Source organism: Segatella baroniae DSM 16972 = JCM 13447 (assembly GCF_000426585.1).
Taxonomy (GTDB): Bacteria; Bacteroidota; Bacteroidia; order Bacteroidales; family Bacteroidaceae; genus Prevotella; species Prevotella baroniae.
The window spans coordinates 56,490-77,819 of sequence record NZ_AUFQ01000008.1; the positions used below are offsets into that span (position 1 = coordinate 56,490).

The 21,330-nt window shown below is 56.7% G+C and carries 12 protein-coding genes; 7 read left to right on the plus strand and 5 right to left on the minus strand.

The annotated features are described in order from the left end of the window. Positions 1-548 precede the first annotated feature (548 nt). Positions 549-1,949: a C1 family peptidase gene (locus K334_RS0107370; protein WP_025880033.1), complete on the plus strand. Its 1,401-nt coding sequence runs from the start codon at positions 549-551 to the stop codon at positions 1,947-1,949. Here K334_RS0107370 and K334_RS0107375 read toward each other — a convergent pair. Further along, the gene (locus tag K334_RS0107375) at positions 1,912-3,492 is read right to left on the minus strand and encodes a ComEC/Rec2 family competence protein (RefSeq protein WP_051218692.1); all 1,581 of its coding nucleotides are present in this window, start codon (positions 3,490-3,492) and stop codon (positions 1,912-1,914) included. The genes K334_RS0107370 and K334_RS0107375 overlap by 38 nt on opposite strands. A gap of 162 nt (positions 3,493-3,654) precedes the next feature. On the opposite strand from K334_RS0107375, the gene K334_RS0107380 reads away from it, so the two are divergent. Further along, positions 3,655-4,050 (plus strand): FMN-binding protein, encoded by a 396-nt coding sequence (locus K334_RS0107380; RefSeq protein ID WP_021590127.1) that lies wholly within the window; start codon positions 3,655-3,657, stop codon positions 4,048-4,050. Between the two features lie 123 nt (positions 4,051-4,173). On the opposite strand, the gene nadB is transcribed toward K334_RS0107380, so the two are convergent. Then, a complete protein-coding gene (nadB, locus tag K334_RS0107385; RefSeq protein WP_027444755.1) occupies positions 4,174-5,763 on the minus strand; it encodes an L-aspartate oxidase in 1,590 nt (529 codons plus the stop codon). Between the two features lie 93 nt (positions 5,764-5,856). Between nadB and K334_RS0107390 the strand changes: the two genes are divergently transcribed. Then, positions 5,857-6,267 (plus strand): hypothetical protein, encoded by a 411-nt coding sequence (locus K334_RS0107390; RefSeq protein ID WP_025880035.1) that lies wholly within the window; start codon positions 5,857-5,859, stop codon positions 6,265-6,267. Further along, the gene (gene dacB / locus K334_RS0107395) at positions 6,248-7,534 is read left to right on the plus strand and encodes a D-alanyl-D-alanine carboxypeptidase/D-alanyl-D-alanine endopeptidase (RefSeq protein WP_373277766.1); all 1,287 of its coding nucleotides are present in this window, start codon (positions 6,248-6,250) and stop codon (positions 7,532-7,534) included. Before K334_RS0107390 ends, dacB begins: the two co-directional genes overlap by 20 nt. A 192-nt stretch (positions 7,535-7,726) precedes the next feature. Here dacB and sov read toward each other — a convergent pair whose 3' ends face one another. Both sov and ruvA read right to left on the minus strand, forming a co-directional pair. Further along, positions 7,727-15,196, minus strand: a complete 7,470-nt coding sequence (gene sov, locus K334_RS0107405) for a T9SS outer membrane translocon Sov/SprA (protein WP_036890120.1) — start codon at positions 15,194-15,196, stop codon at positions 7,727-7,729. Positions 15,197-15,202: 6 nt separating this feature from the next. Next, positions 15,203-15,823, minus strand: a complete 621-nt coding sequence (gene ruvA / locus K334_RS0107410) for a Holliday junction branch migration protein RuvA (RefSeq protein ID WP_027444758.1) — start codon at positions 15,821-15,823, stop codon at positions 15,203-15,205. 234 nt (positions 15,824-16,057) lie between these two features. On the opposite strand from ruvA, the gene K334_RS0107415 reads away from it, so the two are divergent. Together K334_RS0107415 and K334_RS0107420 are read left to right on the plus strand one after the other, a co-directional pair. Further along, on the plus strand, positions 16,058-17,311 hold the full coding sequence (locus K334_RS0107415) for an ATP-binding protein (protein WP_025880037.1): 1,254 nt from the start codon (positions 16,058-16,060) through the stop codon (positions 17,309-17,311). A 213-nt stretch (positions 17,312-17,524) separates the two neighbouring features. Next, entirely contained in the window at positions 17,525-18,424 is a 900-nt protein-coding gene (locus tag K334_RS0107420; RefSeq protein WP_027444759.1) for a diaminopimelate dehydrogenase, read from the plus strand. Positions 18,425-18,520: 96 nt separating this feature from the next. Here K334_RS0107420 and K334_RS0107425 read toward each other — a convergent pair whose 3' ends face one another. After that, positions 18,521-19,693, minus strand: coding sequence for an MraY family glycosyltransferase (locus K334_RS0107425; protein ID WP_021589991.1), 1,173 nt, complete (start codon positions 19,691-19,693; stop codon positions 18,521-18,523). Positions 19,694-19,815: 122 nt separating this feature from the next. Here K334_RS0107425 and K334_RS0107430 point away from each other — a divergent pair, with 122 nt between their 5' ends. Continuing rightward, positions 19,816-21,315: a hypothetical protein gene (locus tag K334_RS0107430; RefSeq protein WP_154655572.1), complete on the plus strand. Its 1,500-nt coding sequence runs from the start codon at positions 19,816-19,818 to the stop codon at positions 21,313-21,315. Positions 21,316-21,330: the final 15 nt, after the last annotated feature.

The following is a 21,330-nucleotide window of genomic DNA, read 5'->3' on the forward strand; positions in this document are numbered from 1 at the left end:
GGACAGCTTTGGACCGTCGAAAGGGCAGTGGCTGTCCCGCAAAAGTTGTGTTTTGGGCCGGCAGAAGTGCCGAAAACGGAACTTGAAAGGTTGTCCGGGGACTTTCAGAAGCGTAGATGGAGTATTTCAAACGACCATTTTTTTGGATAAGAAACTTTACAAAATGCACTTTCAAAACACGGCGGAAGTCGCGCCGTCGGTGTCTTCGAACAGTGTGAATGTAAAACTTTGATGGTAATTCGATGGAAAATGATTATCTTTGAAACCGATATGACGAGATAGATAGTCCATTATATGGAATGTATCTATCAATGAGAAAAATCGCTTCAATTCTTCTCTTGACCGCCACGATGCACGTCGTGGCTCCGGAAATGAAAGACACGGTGGCGGAAAGCGCATCACGGCCGAGGAGGCGGCCAAGGGATTGAAACCGTTTGTGAGGGAATGAACGACAAAAAGGGCCGTCTTGCAACTTACTTTCGGGCCGAATGGCGGTTTTTCGCATATTTTTGGTATTTTTGCAGCAATCTAATTTAAATCCAATCTCAATGCGTAAAATTTTTATTCTTAGTCTGTTCATGGCCGCGTCCATGAGCCTGTCGGCCCAGACCCGGGGCGGAATATCGGCCGACATGTTGCAGAAGATTCAACAGGCACAGCCTTCTTCCGTGGCCGAAAAGGCCTTGGCCAACGCCATCGCGTCCAATTCCATCGACGACTTGGCCAAGAACGGCAGGGCCTTGGTAGGCCTCGACGACCATTTCTCGGTGACGACGCCGGCTCAAAGCATTCATAACCAGAAGAGTTCGGGCCGTTGCTGGATGTTCAGCGGGCTGAACGTGCTGCGCAGCAACTTCGCGCTGGCCCACAAGGATGGGCGGAAGGTGGAGTTCTCGCATGCCTATCTCTTCTTCTGGGACCAGCTGGAGAAGTCCAATCTCATGCTCCAGGGCGTCATCGACTGCGCCGACAAGCCGCTGGACGACCCACGGGTGCAGTTCTTCTTCCGCCATCCTGTGTCCGACGGGGGCACCTTCTGCGGTGTCGCCGACCTGGCAGACAAGTATGGATTGGTGCCGATGAGCGTCATGCCCGAAAGCTATTCGGCCAACAACACGTCGCGCATGGGCCGTCTCATCTCGTCGAAGCTGCGCGAGTATGGGCTGGAGCTGCGCAAGATGGTGGCCGACAAGAAGAAGCCCGCGGCCATCAACCGGCGCAAGACCGAAATGCTGGGCGTCATCTATCGCATGTTGAGCCTGACACTGGGCGAGCCTGTGAAGGAATTTACCTATACGTTCCGCGACGCCAAGGGCAATCCTGTGGGCGAAACACGCCGTTTCACACCGAAGGAGTTCTACGACGTCACGGTCGGCCATGCCCTCAACGGCAGTTTCATCATGGTGATGAACGACCCGCGGCGGCCTTATTACAAGACTTACGAAGTGGATTTCGACCGCCATGTCTATGACGGTCACAACTGGAAGTACCTCAATCTGCCGATGGAAGAGGTCGCCAAGCTGGCCATCGCCGCGCTCAAGGACGGGCGGAAGCTCTACAGCAGCTACGACGCGGGCAAGCAGTTCGACCGCAAGAGCGGCTATTCCACGCTCGACAACTACGACTACGCCACGCTCTTCGGTACGTCTTTCGGCATGACGAAGGCCGAGCGCATCGCCACGTTCGACAGCGGGTCGACGCACGCAATGACGCTTTCGGCAGTCGATTTGGACAGCGCCGGCAAGCCTGTCAAGTGGATGGTGGAGAACAGTTGGGGTGCCGACAGCGGCCATAAGGGCTGCGTCATCATGACCAACGACTGGTTCAATGAATACATGTTCCGCCTGGTGGTCGACAAGAAGTACGTCGGCGAGAAGCTGTTGCGCGACTATGACCAAAAGCCGGTGATGGTCATGCCCGAAGATCCGCTGTTCGGAGTCGACGATTGAGCCATCGTTGACGCCATTGCCATGCGCCTGCCGTTAGCAGGGCAATCAACAAGTAGCATAGCCACACGCCGCGGCTGCCGAGATGGACATGGTCTATCGACGCGCCGGGGAGTGTGGCTGTTTTCTGTACGCCCAGCACCAGGAGCGTGGCCAGGCCGCCGACAAGTCGCAGCAGTAGGCTGTGGAGGAACGGAAAGGGCGTGGTGGCAAACACGGCGACGGCTCCATAGAGGATGAGCGTGGTCAATGGAATGACGAAGAGGTTGGCCGGCAGGAAGTAAACGGACAGCCGTCCGAAGTAGTGGAGCACGAGGGGAGCGGTCATGAGCTGCGCGGCCAGCGACGTGGCCATGAGGTCTGTGAGCCATCTCAAGGGCCGATGGCGCGTTTGAAGCGTGCGGCTGATGGGGCCGAAGTAGATAAAAATGCCCGCCACGGCCATGAACGACAGCTGGAATCCCACGTCCCACAGGCTCAAGGGGTGGACGACGAGCATGATGATGGCCGTCAGCGACAGCGTGTTCATGCTCATCTTGGCGCGGTGGAGTGGCGCGATGAGCCCGTAGACGGTGATCATGGTGGCCGAACGCACCACCGACGGCGGCAGGCCGACCATCATGGCATAGGCCCAGATGGCCGTGAGACAGAACAGGTTGCCCACGAGATTGCCCCGGAAGAGGGCCAGCAACATGAAATAGATGATGGAAAGGTGCAGTCCGGAGAGTGCCAGGACGTGAGAAACGCCCGTCTTTGAAAAGTCGTCGCGGGTCTGCCGGCTGAGCATGGACTTGTCGCCGAGCGTCATGGCCAGCAGGAGCGACCGCTCTTCGTCGCCCATCTGCGACCGGCGGAAGTCCTTGGCCAGCCGTTCCCGCAAGCCGAGCGCCCACAGTCGGGCCTTTTCGAGGCGGCCGATGTGCAGCGGAAAGACGGCCGTGTGGTATTTCCAATAGGGTATGAACGTCTCGCCTTCGTAACCATGCACCTGCATCCAGCGTCGATAGTCGAAGTGTGGGGTGTCGGCCGTCGTGTCGGGAAGTTTGATTTCGGCTTCCGCCACGAGTCCGTTGCCGATGGTCAGCAGGCTGTCGTGCCTGTCGTCGTGGCGCAGGATGGCCGCCCTGACCTTCATGGGACTCCGCAGCGGCGCGCCTTCCAAGGCCGTGACGAGCAGGTCGCAGCGCATGGTCTTGCCGTGAACTTGCGGTTGGCTGGCGATGACCGCTTGATAGTGGACGCTGCCCGTGGGCAACGGGCGGGCGGTTCGGGCGTGGTGGAAGGTGATGAGCAGTGCGCCCGACAGCGCGGTTGCCGTCAGGATGGCCGTGCTCTGCCACTTGCCACGACAGAAGAATGCAGCCAGGAGGTTGCCGCCGCAGAGCAGAAGAAGCGTGGAGAGGGGGAGTTGGAGGTGTTCGCCGGCCGCAATCCCGCCTGCCAGCACGACGGCGATGCGCAGCAGCGGGTTCAGTTGCAGATGGTTTTGGATGTTCAACGAAGGGTTCATGCTTTTCCGGTCGATGGCCAATGGTTTTTTCAACATACAAAAATAATGCTTTTTCTCTAAAAGTAGTGAAAAACCAAAACGCGATTGGGTCGAATGTAGAGAAAAACGGTAATTTTGCACCTATATTTAATAAGGTGTTTCTCTGGAATGGCCTTCTTCCATGAGAGGGAAATCAATCATTTAAACAACAACAAACTTATGAACAAGAGAACGATAGGTATGGTTTCGGGCGCGGCTTTGGCTGTGACGCTGTTCGCAAGCGCTGCCGTCAACAGCGAACCGATTACGAGAAGCAGCGATACGACGGTCGTCAATACGACTGAAATCAGCAAGACCGTGCGCGGTTTCAAAGGCGCCACGCCGGTGGAGATTTACATCAAGAAGAATAAAATCGTGAAAGTGGAGGCTCTTCCCAACCGGGAGACGCCGCAATACTTTGCCAAGGCCAAGGTGCTTTTGAAGCAATTCGAGGGCAAGACGGTCAAGAAAGCTGCTCAGATGGAGGTCGACGGCGTGAGTGGAGCCACCTATTCGTCCCGGGCTTTGATCAAGAATGTGCAGCAAGGGCTGAACTATTACAAGAGCAAGAAGTGACCGACGGCCCTTGGGGCACGGTCGTGGGGCGCAAAGGCTGCCCGATATGACGCGTAGGCGGGAACTCTCATGGAGTTCCCGCCTACGCATTATGGGATGACGGTCGGTGAAGGCCGCTGTCGTTCAGGCCTTGTCGTAGGCGTGGACGGGGTAGTCGGTCGTGTAGTGCAGCCCCCGGCACTCCTTACGCTCGATGGCCTGGCGCGTGATGAGATAGCCCACGTTGATCATGTTGCGCAGTTCGCAGATGTCCTTGCCGGCCTTCACGCGCTTGAACAGGGCCTCGGTCTCCTCGTAAAGCAGGTCGAGCCGGTCCCAGGCACGCTTCAGGCGCAGGTCGCTGCGCACGATTCCCACGTAGTTGCTCATGATTTCGCCCACCTCTTTGACGCTCTGCGTGATGAGAACGTGCTCCTCGTTGGTGAGCGTCCCTTCGTCGTTCCAGGCCGGAACGGCGTCGTTGAAGTCGTAGTTGTCCACCTTGGCGAGCGAATGCGCGGCCGCCGTGTCGGCATAGACCACCGCTTCGATGAGCGAGTTGCTGGCCAATCGGTTGCCGCCGTGCAGTCCCGTGCAGGCACATTCGCCCAAGGCATAGAGCCGACGAATGCTGCTTTGGCCGTTGAGGTCTACCTGAATGCCGCCGCACATGTAGTGGGCCGCGGGCCTGACGGGTATGTATTCGCGGGTGATGTCAATGCCGATGGAAAGGCATTTGTGGTAGATGTTGGGAAAATGGCGGCGCGTCTCCTCCGCATCCTTGTGCGTGACGTCGAGATATACGTGGTCGATGCCGTGTATTTTCATTTCGTTGTCGATGGCGCGGGCCACGATGTCGCGCGGCGCCAGCGACAGACGCTCGTCGTATTTCTCCATGAAGCTCTCGCCGGAGGGCAGCCGCAGAATGCCGCCGTAGCCCCGCATGGCCTCGGTGATGAGGAAGGCGGGGTGCGTTTCGCCCGCGTGGAAGAGGGCGGTGGGGTGGAACTGTACGAACTCCATGTCCTTCACGGTGCCTTTCGCCCGATAGACCATGGCCTCTCCGTCGCCCGTGGCGATGACGGGGTTGGTCGTCGTCTGGTAGACGGCGCCGCAACCGCCCGTACACATCACCGTGACCTTCGACAGATAGGTGTCCACCTTCTGTGTCTCGGGGTTGAGAACGTAGGCCCCGTAGCACGCGATGTCGGGCGTGCGGCGCGTCACTTCCGCGCCAAGGTGGTGCTGGGTGATGATTTCGACGGCGAAATGATTCTCCCGTATCTCGATGGCGGGGGTGCTTCTGACGGCTTCCATCAGTCCGCGCTGTATCTCCGCGCCTGTGTCGTCGGCGTGATGGAGAATGCGGAAGGCCGAGTGGCCGCCCTCACGGTGCAGGTCGAACGCGCCGTCTTGCCCACGGTCGAAGTTCACTCCCCAGCCGGTGAGCTCGCCAATCTGGGCCGGCGCCCGCCTCACCACTTGCTCCACGGCCTGCGGGTCGCTGATGAAGTCGCCCGCAATCATGGTGTCTTGAATGTGTTTGGCGAAGTCGTCCAGCTCCAGATTGGTGACGGAGGCTATGCCGCCCTGGGCAAACGACGTGTTCGCCTCTTCGAGCGAAGTCTTGCAAAGTATGCAGATGCGCCCTTTGTGCGCCCTCGCTATCTTCAGCGCGTAGCTCATTCCGGCCACGCCTGCGCCGATAATGAGGAAATCATACTTGAAAGTCATGTTTCAATTGTTTATTCGTGCTGCAAAAATAGCAATTTATTGTTAAAGCAGTTCGTAAGCTGTTTCTTTTTTGTAATTTTGCGCTTGAAAATTATGAATAGAACTTTTCATCGGCATTTGTCCATCGCCGGAGTCTGCGGAATCATCGTTTTCTCGATACTCGCTTTCTTTTTGTTCTGGTCGAAGTCCCCTGTTGTGGGGCTTGTGTTGGTCTTGGTCGTCGTATTGATGACCGAGCGCATGCTTCATACCTCCTATATCTTCACGCAAGAGCACGGCGAGCAGTTGCTCGTCATCGACAGGGGAAGGCTGGCCAGACGGCAGGTCGTCCGTCTGTCGGAGGTCGTGAAGGTGACGCCCATGAAGCGTTTGGGAGGCCTGAGCCGATTCGTGATGGTCGTGTATGGCTCCGACCGCATGGTGGCGGTCGAGCCCGAGAACGAGGACGCGTTCTGCAAGGAGTTGATGAAGAGGCTGAAAGCGTATGATGAAACGAACGAATAGCTGGCCCGTGGCGGCCAAATATCTTTTTCCCTTGTTGTTCCTACTCCTGACGGCACCTGTTTTCGCGCAGGTGAAGGAAGCGGTGGCCGACGGCGACGACGACGGCGAGGCCGACTCCACGCTGCTCGTGGGGCTGGCCGGCGACACGATTGCGCGCCCCTGGCCGCAGAGTGTGCAGCACAGGCTCGGCCGCCTGCTCACCAGCGACATGTTTCAGACGTCGCAGGTGGGGCTGATGGTCTACGACCTGGACGCCGATTCCGTCATCTTCCGCCACAACGAGCGGCAGCTGATGCGGCCGGCCAGCACGATGAAGGTCGTCACGGCCATCACGGCCATCGACCGCTTGGGGGGCGACTATCAGTTCAAGACCGAACTGTGCTATACCGGCAAGGTGGAAGGACGCACGCTCCGGGGCGACCTCTACTGCGTGGGCGGCTTCGATCCGCGCTTCAACAACGACGACATGAACGCCTTTGTGGAGGCCATCAAGAAGATGGGTGTGGACACGATTCACGGCCGCATCGTGGCCGACAAGAGCATGAAGGACGACAAACGCTATGGGGAAGGTTGGTGTTGGGACGACGACAACTGGACGCTTTCACCCCTTTTGGTGGGCAAGAAGGACCAGTTTGTCAGCCGTTTCCTGCAAGCTTTGGTCAGAGCCGACGTCGTGATGGAGGTGACGACCACCGACGGGCGCAAGCCTTCGGACGCCTATTGCATCGTGACCCGCTTCCATACGATGGACCAGGTCTTGATGCGCATGCTCAAGGAGAGCGACAATCTCTACGCCGAATCCATGTTCTATCAGCTGGCGGCCAGCACGGGCAACCGTCCGGCCTCGGCGACGAGCGCGCGGACGGTCATCAAGCGGCTGATCGCCAAGGTCGGGTTGGACGCTTCGCGCTACAAGATAGCCGACGGTTCGGGCCTTTCCTTATATAATTATGTGTCTCCCGAACTCGAAGTGAAGCTGCTGCGCTACGCCTATCGCAACGACAACGTCTACCATCACCTGCTCCAGGCCCTGCCCATAGCGGGCCAGGACGGGACGCTGCGGAAGCGGATGAAGGGCGTGTTCACCAACGGCAACGTGAAGGCGAAGACCGGAACGGTGACCGGTGTCAGCAGTCTGGCCGGCTATTGCACGGCCTCCAACGGCCACAGGCTCTGCTTCGCCATCATCAACCAGGGCCTCATGCACGTCGGCAACGGCCGTGCGTTCCAAGACAAGGTGTGCACGGTGTTGTGCGAACCCAACTGACGTTTTCCAAAAGCTTTGTTACTGTTTTGCAAAAGGACAGCTTTCGCCCGGCGAAAGCTGTCCTTTTGGCGTGTGAAAGCTTAGCTTTTGCGACGCGAAAGGGCAGCGGTCGGAACGTGAAAGGGCAGCGGCTGGAAAATGCGGCTGCGCCGTTGGGGGATGGAAGGGTGGTTGTGGCGCGGAACGCGGCTTTCATTTCGTGAGCGAGAACTTCAGGCTGAGGCCGAAGTCGTGCGTGGTTGTGGGATAGCTGTTGGCCGACAGGAGCGGCGTGTTGGTCTGCCGGTCGTAATAGAAGTTGAGCGTGAGCATGCGGCTCAGCGTGTAGTCGGCCGAGAGGCTCATCTTCAGGGCCGTGTTGCCGCCGCCGGCTGCCGTCACGGTCGAGGCGATGTCGCGCGTCAGGGCGGCCTGTCGGCGAAAACTCAGGTCGAGTCTGACGTTCAGGTCGTGGTTCACGCCCCGGGTGGCGGTGCCTGCGCCCGTCTTGCGCCCTCCGTTGCGCTCCGCCGGCGCGTTGTTCACGCGGCTTCTGCGGGGCTTTCCGACGGTTCTCCCGAAGAGTTTGAAGTCGTTTATCTTGTAGGCCATGCCCAAAACCCAGTCCTTGCTCAACGCCTCGTTGAGCTGAACGCTCGTCATGTTCAGGCTCAATACGCGCGTGGTGCGGTACTCCAACTTGGCCGTCAGGTTGTTCTGGAACGTCATGTCGACCCCCAGCAGCGGGCTGAAGGCCTCGTTGATGCTCACCATCGCTATGTTGTACATGCTGTGGGGCGTCAGCGTGTTGTCGGTGTTGGTGACGAATCCCAGCCCGTTCATGTACTCCTGGAAGGTGGAATAGCTGCTGTAGGCTCCCACGGCATAGATACTCTTGTAGGAATGGTTGATGTTGAAGCTCTTGAAGACGTCGCGGAACCACGGCAGCGTGCCCAGTCCGCCGTAGCGAATCGACCAGTTGGGCAGCAGGCGGGTGAGTTTTGGAAACACGTCGAGCGAGTTTCCGCCCGTGTAGGCGGCCAGGAAAGCCGGTATGAGCACGTCGGAGCTGTACTTGTCGACGGGAGTTGCGGCTGCGTCATACCTGCCGCCACCCGGCATGGGGGCGTCTTTGTAGCGGGCTTCGACACGTTGGCGGAACCCTTCCAGCGAGTTGCAGAACCGCTCGAAGCTCGCGCTGTGGTAGCCGCCGGTGGCGTCGCCCATGCCTTCGAGCGCGCTGCGCAGCGACAGGGTGGTCATGGTGAACGTGCCGTTCTCGGTCTTCGGCATGCCGTCGTACATGTATTGTATGCCCTTGCCGCGGGTGGTGGCGCGCGTCGCGTGCAAGTCGATCCTGAAGTTGTCGAAGGGCTCGAGCGTGGCCCTTATCTGCAAGTCCTCCGAAGCGTTGGTCGTGGCCGGCGTCGCCACCGAGTCGTTGCGCAACAGCCATCCCCGCTCGCTGGCACGGTCGACATACGAGTCGCCCGTCAGCCCGAAGGCGAAGTCCAGTCCGGGCGCGAAGGCCCCCGTGCCACGCGTCTGTCCGAAGGCGTCGCCGACCTTCGGCATGAATCCCGGCAGCGACATGGAGTACTGGTTGCGGTAGGATACGGTCACGTTGCGCAGCATCATGAGGAAGCGGGCGGTCCCCTGGGCCAGCTTGTACCACTTCCGGTTCTCCAACGGCTCCTTGGCCGCCACGCTGACCTTCACCTTCAAGGCCGAGTCCACCTTGCTTTTCAATACGATTGTGTTGTTGTCGGACGTCTTGAAGCGCAGCCGCAGCGTCTTGCCGTCCTGTGTCTTGCCCGTCACAATCAGCCTTTTCGAGTTCTTGCCGTGGGTCAGCTTGATGGTGGAATCGGGCATGAGCGTCACTTCCTGTTCAAAGTTTTTTTTCCTCTTGTCGAGCAACCTCTTCTGTTGTTCGGCCTTTCGCTGCTCCGCGGTCTGCGGTCTGGTGTTGCCCCTGCGGCCTCCCGGGGCGGCACCGGCCCTGCCGTCGTTCCGTGACGGACGCTTGGCGTTGGCCGCCTTGAGGAACGGGATGTGGTTGTAGAGGGTCGTCATGTTGAACGTTCCGTTGACGGACATCGTGCGGTTGTTCACGATTGTGTTGCCCAGCGAGGTGCCGTCTTCCAGTTCGCTGCCCCTCAGCCAGTTGTAGGTGGCCGTGTAGTTGCCGGTGGCCGTCACCCAGTCGAAGACCGGCAGCAGGTTGATGGGCGCGTTGTAGGACAGCGAGAACGACTGGTTGTAGTCGAGTGGCGTCCCCAAGTGGCGTATCGACTGCCACACGGAGTCCTTCCAGGCCGAGTAACGGTCGGGATAGAGGTCCTTGTTGACGGGCGTGTAGGGTTCTTCTATCTGCGCGTGGGTGACGCTCTGGAAGTTCATGTGCAGGTTGTTGGTCAAGTCCCAGCGCAGCGTGAAGTCGCGGTTCCACAGAAACTGCTGACTGAAGCTCAACGGCAGTCGGCCTCCTTCGGCGGCTTCCATGTCCCGTTCCTGCAGTTCGTAGTAGTTTCGAATCATCTCCGTGTTGAAACCCACCGACTGCGGCAGCCAGTTGAAGCCGAACTTCTTCAGCAATTCGAGCCATTTCGACTTGCTTTTCATCTGGCTGAACGGCTGCCAAGCCTTGTAGACGGGGCTCCAGTTGTAGTTCATCGCGCCGCGCCAGTTGGTTTCATTCTCGTAGATGGTGGTCTGACCGGTGGTGTGTGAGCGGGCATGGCTGTAGCTGAAGGCGAAGTTGTTGGGGTCGTAGGGCATGGGATGACGCTTCGTCTGAATGCCGACGCGGGCATTCGAGATGGAGAAGTTCGACGTAGTGGCGCGCGTGACGGCAATGCTCTCGATCGAGTCGCGCTCCTTTCGCGAGGCCGCGGCGTCGAGGGCGTCCTTCAACCGCATGTCCGTGTCGAGCGGATTGTACTTCGGTCGCATCGTGTCCTTGTTGTAACTGTAGTACAGCGGGATGGTCACGTGCGCCTTGTCGGGGAAGAACTTGCCGAGTTCCACGCTCGTCGTCACGCTGTATTGGTTGCGGTCGTCGGTCGAACGCTCCATGACACCCTGCTCCAAGCCGCCGAATCCCTGCGACACATGCCTGCCCTGAACGTTGACGGTGCCCAGGTCGGAGAGCTGCACGTGCAGGTTTCCCTGGGCCGCCCAGCCTCCGTTGTTGTCATATTCCTTGAGTCTCAGCTCGTTCACCCACACCTCTCCGCTCTTGTTTTCGGCCGACTTGTTCCTCACTCCGATGACCATGGTCTTCACTTCGCCCAAGGTGGGGTTGCCCTTGATGGCCATTCGGTTGGCCGGATGGTCGGGGTCGTACTGATGAAACTCCCTGGTGTAGGCCCCTTCGCCCGTGGCGCGCGCCTTGTTGCGCTCCTTTTTCAGGGTGGTCAACAAGCGGAGAGGCAGGTCGATGCGGTTCTCCATCGGCCAGACGATGGCCCGTTGCGTCGTCGAACGGCGGTCGTAGCGGCCCGGCGGGGTCAGTTGCAGCGGCACTTCGTACTCGTAATAGTTGTTCTTGTAGTCGCTTCCGAGACGTATGAAGACCGCCAGCTGGCCGTTTTGCAGGTCTGTCACGTTCTGCTGGAGGGCGTTGGCATGGACGAACATCTCCAGACGGCGGTATTGGCGCATGTCCATCGTCGCGTTCTTGTACACCGCCTTCGACTCGCCGCTCGACAGATTGACGGCTACGAGGTCAAGCGCCTGTTCGTTGCTCACCACCTGCGGCTGCGAAGGGTCCTGGACGCGGTCTATGCCGGGCGGAACGACATAGTTGACGGGCTGCTTCTCGCCGTTCTCCTCTATGTTGACGGCGCTGACGGTCAGCGTTCCCGTGTTGGCGGAGTTGTCCAGCTGCTGCTCGTAGAGCCGCCAGTCGCTGCGCACGAGGTCGAGACTGCCGAAGCGGAGCACGATGGGGTGCTTGAAACCGGTGAGGTACATGCGCATGAAGCGTATCGACGTGAAGTCGGAAATGGTCCCGAAGCGTCGCTCGAACTCCTTCACGGGAATGCGGAACTGGTACCAGTTCACGGTCTCCTTGTTGCCGTTGCGCAGCGGCGCGGTGTATTCGCGCTTGTCGACGATGAAGTTTCGTCCCACCTCCAGGTCGTTCGGGCGGATGGAAACATGGTATTCGAAGTATTTCTCATACTCGTTGAGCGTGTAGTCCTGGTTGATGTCCTCCACGTCGGGTGTGGTCTTGTAGGACGTGTCGTAGCGTTCGTTGCGCTGTCCGCTGTCCGGCGAGTTGCCCTGGGGGTTGTTGATGTATTTGTATCGGCGCAGGATGTCGGCCTGCATCTCGTCGTAATCCGTTCCACGGAAGTAGTGGTAGTTGTCGTTCGCGGGGTCGTTGGAGATGGAGTCCAGCACGGCGGGGCTCACTCTGCCCCTTATGGCGTTGAGGAAAGGCTGGTAGGAGGCGAAGGAACGCTCCTGTTCGTCGGTCAGACCATTGAAACCGACGTCCTGAAGCTGGCGTGCGCCCGACGTGGTGGCGAAGGCATAGGTCGTGGTCGCTTGGTTCGGAATGCGTCCCCACTGCGTTGTCGTGAAGGCGGAGCTGCCGTCTACCGGCATGCCGCTCTCATAGAACTTCTTCCCGTCGGGCAGAATGTCCTCGCTCACCTCACCCAAGTCGATGTAGAAGTCGCCCCCATGCTCGGCCGCGTTGGGCTGACGGCGCGAATAAAGGAACGGGTCGAGCAGCCAAAACTCGATGTATTCCACGTTGGCCGTCTCGAAATCGCTCATGTCGAGCTTGCGCATCATGCCGCCCCAGTGGCGTTCGGGGCGGTTGAGCGTGCCGTCTTGGTTCAGGTCGGGATTGAAGTTGTAGGGCCCACGCTCGGCGGGATAGTAGGCAAGGTTGAGGATGTTGAGCGTGTTGGCGGTGCTTCCGCCGTTGTAGGCGTTGTAGTCGCGGTTGGGATAAAGCTCCCGCATGTAGACCTCGCGCACATAGTGGTTGCTCAACTGGTCGAGGTCGCTGCGGATGTGGCCCGGCGTGAGCGAACTGCCGCGGCGCGTGAAGAGCGGATCGATGTAGTACCAGGCCAGCAGACTGCGGTTGTAGCCGCCCGAAAGCGTCGTCTTGTCGCTGTGTTCGGTGAACCGTGACGGCACGCTCGATATGAACCACGACGACGGCATGGACACGTCTACCGCCGTCTTGGAGCCTTCGAAGTCGTCCAGATAGGAGGCGTTGTCCTGCGTTCCACGGCTTTGGCCGGCGATGAGTTGGGCAAATTCGCCCGTGAAAGATATGCGGGAAGGCTGCGTCAGATGCAGGAACGGCAGCTTGTCGAGCATGTTTGTGAGCCACTGACTCTCCGCTTTCCAGTTGACATTGACGCCCCACAGCGTGTTGTTGAGGGGCTCTGCGCCCATGGCGACCTTGTTGATGATGGCCTGTTCCTGCAAGTGTTGGAGCGTGCCGCTGAGCTGGAAGTTCTTGGAAAAGTCGTATTGCCAGTTCATTCCCAGCATGGTCTTGCGCATCTGGCTGTAGTTCGTGTTGCTCTCCAGCGACACGTTGACGGGTGTTCCCGCGTCGAGAATGCTGCGATTGAGTATCGTCACTTCGCCGGCGTTGTAGTCCACGGTGTAGTCGGAGCCTTCGGTGAGGCGCACACCGCCTGCCGTGACGACGACGGAGCCTTGCGGCACGTTGAACGCCCCCAAGGAAATGACGTTGGTGCGCGACCCTCTGAACTGGCCCGAGAGCACGAACTTGTCCTTTTCGGCTATCTGGCGGGCGATGGTCCGGGTGGAGTCGTAGAGTTCGGTGAAGGCATATTTGGCGGCCACGTCGGCCTGAACGCCGTTCGCTTTGAGGTAGCGGAGCAGATACTGACCGAAAGGTTCGGCCACGGGGAGGAACACCCGGCCGTTGCTGACGGTGTAGCCCTCTACGAAATCATAGTAGCCGTTGGGTCGCGCGTTGCCGTTGTTGTCGAGACGGTCGGCTCCCAGCACCTTGATCAGTGTCCGGCTCTTCACCTGAGGCTCGGGAATGTAGTTGAGATAGACGCCCGTCGTGTCGCTCTGGTACTTCACGTCGAGCCTGAACCGGTCCTTCTCCACCGTGTCGCTGAGCCTGTAGACGTTCTTCATCATCAGCCGCCAGTTGCCCTGCGTGGGGTTGTTGCTGGTGTTCTTCAACGCCTTGACGAGCAGCGACTGGCCGACGTCGGTCTTGTCGGTGGCAAATTCGCCCACCTGATAGGTCTTGCCGCCATACGTGTACTCGTAGGCCACGGCCAGAATCTGGTCGGGTTGCAGGGCAGTCCGGAGCGAAATGTAGCCCAAGGCCGTGTTGACGGTGTAGGATTCGGGGGACAGCCGCACGGCATTGGCCACCTTCTCGTAGTCCTGTCCGCCCACGAGTCCCATCCCATCGAGCTGTGTCGAGACCTGGTCGATGTCGCGGACGGCCGCGTTGGCATTGAGCGTGGCGTACTCGGTGTTGGCCTGGTTGGACGGAACGGGCAGCCCCAGCGTCGTCCAGAGCGGGCTTTTGACCAGCCTGTTCTCACCCAAATCGGCCAGTGCCACGATGTTTCGAGTGTCGCTGGTGGAGCCCGTCTTGTTGGTGACCCACACCTCGATGCGGTTGATGGTGACGCCCGTCATGACGTGCGGCAGCCTTTTCATGCCCTCGTCGTAGCGTTCGCGGAAATGATGGCTGAGGAAGAAGTGGGTGTTCTCCTCATAGTCGGCCGCGCCGATGTCGAAGGGCGTCAGCTGAACGCCACCCTTTGAGCCCACGCTCTTGCTGGCGCTCTTCTTCTGCGAGGCCACCAGTTGCAGCTTCAACTTGCCGAACTGCATGTCGGTGCGCACGCCGAAGAGCGAGTTGGCGCCCATGATGAGCGACGAATTGCTGGGGAACGACACGTTGCCAAGCTCCACCAGCTTGACGATCTCATCCTCCTTGCCGTCGTATTTCAGCTTCAGGTTCTGCGTGTCGAAGTCGAATGTGGCGTCGGTGTTGTAGTTCAGGTTCATGTTCACCTTGTCGCCCACCTTGCCATTGACGGCCAGATTGATTTTCTCGTCGAAGTCCAGTGCCGTCGTCTTGCGGTTGCGGATGTTCAGCGATGGGTTTTCAATGTTCTTGACGGTGCCCCCCAGCTTGAGTTCGGCTGTGCCCTGCGTCCTGATGCGCACGCCGCCGGGGCCGAAAATCTTCTCGGCCGGCCCCAGGTTGAAGCGCATGTCGCTGAAATCGAACTTCTCTTTGCCTTTCTTCTGATGGATTTCGTCGTTCTTGGAGCGGAAAAACACGTCGCGACGGCGGCGGTCCAGCCACTTCATATATTCGTCGAGCGTCATCATGACGGGTGCGCCGAGCCACGTGCCGCCCATCTTCCGGCCTATCACATAGCGTTGCAGGCTGTCGTTGTAGGTCACTTCATAATGCAGGTTGTCAGGCTGCCGCAGGTCGAGGCTGCTCGAATCGAGGTCGGCGTAGGTGATGGGAGTGGTTCGTTGCACCCGCCATCGCGGCTTGCCGGTCGTCAGGGAGTCGGTTGTTGGTTGTCGGTTGTCTTGATGGTGGTGTAGAAAAGGCACGGCAAGGGCATAGCTTGCGGCGAATGTCGCAAGCAGTATGAAGCCCAATAGCAGTTTCCTTCTCGGCATCCTGACCTATTTTATCCGTTTCAAAGCCTCCTTCACGACCATTTCCACGGCCATGTCGGGTTGCTCGTTCAATATCGCTGTCACGACTTTGGCAGCCGGAGCGGGCGAGAATCCCAGCATGGTGAGGGCGCCGACGGCCTCGTCCTTGACGGCCGTGTTGACCATCTGGGCGTCGCCACGCTGCGCGCCCACGTGCAGTTCGTCGGCAATGCCGCTGGCCATGATTTTGTCTTTCAGGTCGACGATGACGCGTTGGGCCGTCTTCAGGCCGATTCCCTTGACGCTCTTGATCATCCGTTCGTCGCCGTTGGCAATGGCGTTGCAAAGTTCGGCGGGCGTCATGGACGAGAGCATCATGCGCGCCGTGTTGGCGCCGACGCCCGACACGGTGATGAGCATGCGGTAGAGTTCGCGCTCCTGCCTGCTCTGAAAGCCGAAGAGCGTGAAGCTGTCGTCGCGTCCGCCCGTCACCAGCGATTCATGCACAAAGATTTTCACCTCACGTCGGCCCTGGATGGCACTGTAGGTGGTCAATGAAATGTTGAGCGCGTAGCCCACGCCCGCAGCTTCGACGACAGCAACGGCGGGGGTGAGGTCGGTGAGCTCGCCCTTGATGTATTCAATCATAAGTGTCTGTTTGTTGTATATATACAAACCGATAACGCCTTGTGATGGGCAAATATTATGTAGAATACGGAGAAATGTCAGGAAAAGCCAGTTGAATTCTGCACGTTTGAAGGCTCTCGGGTTTTAAAAAAGTGCCCCGGATGGCACTTTTTTAAAACCACAAGTGTTGTTATTAAAACAAAAGCCGTATCTTTGTCATTGAAAAAAGCGTCCCTTGGGGCGGAAATTTAAAATATGAGAACAGTTATTCCCAGAGACATCTATTTGAACCAGCTCATTGACGGGCGAGAAAATGGCTTTATCAAGGTAATCACAGGTATGCGGAGATGCGGCAAGTCCACACTTCTACAAGTGCTTTTCCGTGATTATTTGCTGAAACAGAACATACCGGCAGACCACATCATCTCCATTGCTTTGGATGACCGCATCAATCAAAAGCTAAGAAATCCTGATGTTTTATTGGCACATATCCGCCTGCAAATCAAGGATAACCTGTTGTATTTCATACTTATGGACGAAATACAGATGGTAGATGAATTCATGGATGTGCTGAATAGTTTGTTGCATATTGAAAATGTAGATGTATATGTAACAGGTAGCAATTCCCATTTCCTTTCAAATGATATCGTAACAGAGTTTCGGGATAGGAGCGATGAGATACACATGTACCCATTCTCTTTCTCAGAATATCATGCAGCCATAGGCGGAGATAAACAGGTGGCATGGAAAGACTATTATACATACGGCGGGCTACCTCACATTTTGACTTTGGTAGGTGACAAGAAGAAAAGCGACTATCTTTATAATGTGTATCGCAAAACCTATTTGACGGACATAAAAGAACGGCATGAGATTAAAGAACATGAGTTTGGGGAGTTGGTAAAGATGCTGTCTTCTTTTATAGGTTCATCCTGCAATCCAAACAAATTGACCAATACCTTTAAGAGTAAAGAGAATGTTGATTTGTCCTATCCCACAGTAGCAAAGTACATTTCCTATTTGAAAGACTCTTTTCTGATAGAAGAAGCTGAGAGGTATGATATCAAGGGACGTAAGTATATAGGTTCCTTGTCCAAATATTATTTTTGTGATTTGGGAGTAAGAAATTCCATTTTGAATTTCCGTCAACAAGAAGAAAATCATATTATGGAGAATGTTCTCTATAATGAGTTGCGAATAAGAGGTTATAATGTAGATGTTGGTGTTGTAGATGTTAAAAGAAAAATTGAAGGGAAAAGCGTTCGCCAGCAATATGAGGTTGATTTTGTGGTGAATGAGGGAAGCAACAGATACTATATCCAGTCTGCCTTTGCCATACCTGACATGGAGAAAGAACGGCAAGAAAAGACTTCTTTCTCGCTTATCAATGATTCTTTCAAGAAAATTATTGTTGTAAAAGATGACATTAAGCCTAAGCGTGACGAGCAAGGAATTGTAACCGTAGGTTTGCTGGATTTTCTGTTGAATAAAGATAGCTTGACACTATAGCTTATGGAACTGGAGTATTGTTCTTGAGCAGTTCATTGATGCGCTCGATGATGTATCTGGAATACTTTCTTATTCCGAACCGGTGTGCTACTATCCGGCACATTCAGTAAAAATATAGCTAAAAAAGAAAGCATACTGCTGGTCAATTCGTCAAATTACACTACTTTTGCCGTTGTGAAAGAGTGAAGTTATTAACAGCAAAACATATTAATTATGAAGAAAATCAGAGCAGCCGTCGTAGGTTACGGCAACATCGGTCATTACACCGTGGAGGCGCTTGAGGCCGCCCCCGATTTCGAGATAGCAGGCATTGTGCGCCGCCAGGGCGACAAGGACAAGCCGGCCGAACTGGCACCTTATGCCGTCGTGGACGACATCATCAAGCTTTCCGACGTGGATGTGGCCGTTCTGGCCGCGCCGACACGGGCATGTCCCGCGTATGCGGAGAAGATAGTGGCCCTCGGTATCAACACCGTCGACAGCTTCGACATCCATACCGACATTCTCAACTACCGCGCCAAGCAGATGGAAAACTGCAAGAAGGCCGGCAAGGTGAGCGTGATTTCAGCCGGATGGGACCCCGGTTCGGACTCCATCGTGCGCGTATTGATGCAGAGTCTGGCCCCCAAGGGACTCACCTACACCAACTTCGGTCCGGGCATGAGCATGGGGCACAGCGTCTGTGTGCGCGGCAAGAAAGGCGTGAAGAACGCCCTTTCGGTCACCATTCCGTTGGGTGAAGGCATTCATCGCCGCATGGTCTACGTGGAATTGGAGGATGGCGCCACGCTGGAGCAGGTGACCGCCGAAGTCAAGGCTGACCCCTATTTCGCACACGATGAGACGCACGTGTTTGCGGTAAGCTCCGTCGACGAGGTCAGAGACATGGGACATGGCGTCAACTTGGTGCGCAAGGGCGTGAGCGGGAAGACCCAGAACCAGCATTTCGAGTTCAACATGAGTATCAACAACCCCGCGCTGACGGCACAAGTACTGGCCAATGTGGCCCGTGCTTCGATGCGTCTGGCCCCGGGGTGCTACACCATGCCCGAGATTCCGGTCATCGACATGCTGCCCGGAACCCGCGAGGAAGTCGTGGCCACGCTGGTGTGAGCGGGGTGTCGGGCTGCGGGGGCGTCGGGACGAAAGGCTGTCCGGCTGTCATTCTTTCCGACGGTCTCTGTGCCCACGAAAACAAGGCGAAGGGATTTATTCGAAAGGCTTCCGACCATTTAGTTTGATGTACCGGTCGATCAAGAGATGGATGGCGATATAGACGAAGATGTCTACGATCGCCATTATCGTGATGTTGCAGCTGGTGGCGAGATAAGTCGTCATGTTGAGCGCGATGAAGCCCAGCTGCATGAAGATGATGAGGATGAGCGTCTGGTGCTGCGTCATGCCCGTGCGCATGATCTTGTGCTGGACGTGATTCTTGTCCGCATGGAACAAGGGGCGGCCGTTTCGCAGGCGAACCAGGAAGACACGGATCACATCGAAGCAAGGAACGACGAGCAACGAATATGTCAACATCCTGTTTTCGTTGTAAAACGGCGGCACATCGGCGTTGTTCATGGAAAACTTGACGAACAGGAAGGCCAGCACATAGCCCAGCGTCAGACTGCCCGAGTCGCCCATGAAGATTTTCTTCTTGTGCCTTTCGCTCAGGAAAAGATTGAAATAGAGATAGGCGACGAGCACCCCCATGAGCCCCGAAATCATGATGCAGTAAATCCAAAGCTCCTCGCGGATGAAGCAGAACAGATAGCCGCTCAGCGCGATGAGCGTGAGACAGGCTGCCAATCCGTCGATTCCGTCAATCAAGTTGAAAGCATTGACAATCAGAACGATGACGAAAATCGTCAGCAGACTGCCCGCCATGGGCGACAACTGATGAATGCCGGCCAGTCCGTAGAGGTCGTTGAGGTAGAGACCGCTGAGGGGCAGCAAGGCCGCAGCCAAGATCTGGACAGGAAACTTCATCTTGGCGTTGAGCCCAATCATGTCGTCGACGACGCCAATGGCGTAGACAATGACGGTTCCCACCATGACCGAATACGTCCAAAGGCTCACCCGCAGCGGAGCTGTACCTTCCATATAGTGGAGCGCAAGGATGCAAAACATGAAGGCAAGGAGCATGCTGGGCAGGAAGGCTATGCCGCCGAGGCGGGGTATCGCGTGCCGATGCACCTTGCGGGCGTTGGGCAAATCATATAGCTTGTGAGTCCTGCAGAAGTTCAAGATGGCAGGAATGAAAAAGAATCCACAGCAGAGACTGAGGAGAAAAGAAGCTGTTACGGACAATATATATATCGTGTTGTCAACCATGAATATATCGATTGGAAAGCGCGGAACATCGATGGACAATGTCCAACGCGTCAAATCCTTTTATAAAAGAACTGACAAGACGGCCGTTTTATTATAAAAATGTGAGGATTTGTTTTGTTTGTCTTCTGAAAAGGCTTATCTTTGTCAAGTCTTTTGTTAATGATAAATCACCAAAGATGAGACGAAAACACGTATGGTTGGCTTGTGTTCTGGCTTTTCTGCCACTGACATCAAATGCCCAAATAGACTCCATAGCCATTGCTAAGGACGTGGACGGGAATCCAATTAAATTGGCTTCAATCGACTTGAAGCACACTTGTTACTCACTATCGGTGTCTCCCGACGGCAAGACCGTGGCCGTGAAACTGCGCAAGCGTGAGAAAGACGCCTGGACGAACGATGGCCAAATCTGCCTGGTGGACAGGGTTTCAGGTGCCACCAACTGGATCATGCCGATGAAATTCAGCAGGACTGAAGCCTTGATGCGCCTCTCCAACGCGCCGGAAGGAAAGGCGATGATGGACAACATGAAGCTGACGTCGCAGGGATTGCTCGTGCAGGACAATGGAAAACTAAAGCTCATGGCCGACGCCACGACCGAAAAATGGAATACCAAGCTTCTACCTCTTTATATAGACGAGGCCAAGGACGTAATCGTCGGCTATCGGTCGGCCACGGCCGCCAAGCTGCGGGGCGTCAGTCTGTCCACGGGACAGGAACTGTGGGTCAGCAACGTGAAGCACGAACTGAACTGGGGATGGAAGGACATGCAGGTGGTGGGAGACTCGCTGCTGATGGTGGCGGCCGACGACATGAACTTCGTCAACATCACGACGGGCAACTTGCACCGCTACGACGCCGCCACGGGCAAGGTGGACGTGGGCAGCGTGCTGCTGCAGAGCCTCGGCGCTGTGGCCATGGGTGTGGCGACGGGCATGGCCATGGGGGTATATACTTATTATGTGCCCTATGTTAACTCCAATGTAACGTCGCACACGTGCTCCAACATAGCCACTGACGGCACCTGCTATTATTTTGCTGACAAGGCCGGTGTGAGCTGTTATGACGCCCAGGCGCAGCAGGTGTGGACGACGCCGTTCGACAACAAGGACGGTTCTTACAGCCAACTGACGGTGAAGGATGGCAAACTACATCTGCTCAGCTATGGCGTTGGGCTGAAGGGAGGCGTGATGATGAAGAAATGCGGCAAGCCCTTTGCCGCCGTACTCAATGCCGCCGACGGGCAGTTGCTTTCGAAGGACATGCTGGAACCATGGGACAAGAAGATTTATGGACACCCCATCTCGATTCCATACAGCAAGATCTACACTTTCCGAGGCGAGGACAAGAAGCTCACGCCATTGCAATTCGGCCCCGGCCGCGGCTATGTTGTCACCGACAAGAAGAGCATCCTGGTGGTCAACGACAAGCTGCAGGTGGAAGAAACCTTCCCCTCTGCCAACCGCTACGACGTCTACCAGCACCATGGAAAATACGCCTTTGTGGGTACAGACTCGAAAAATGGCTTCGACTTCTGGATTGTCGACGACGAGGGAAATGCCAAGCTCAATTTCACCGAGCCTGTCCAGGCGGCCGATCTGCAGGGCGACACGCTCTATCTGCTGTCGGGTACAAGACTGTTGTGGATGAAGATGGGAGACAACGTTGGCAGATGAACCGATTATTAACAA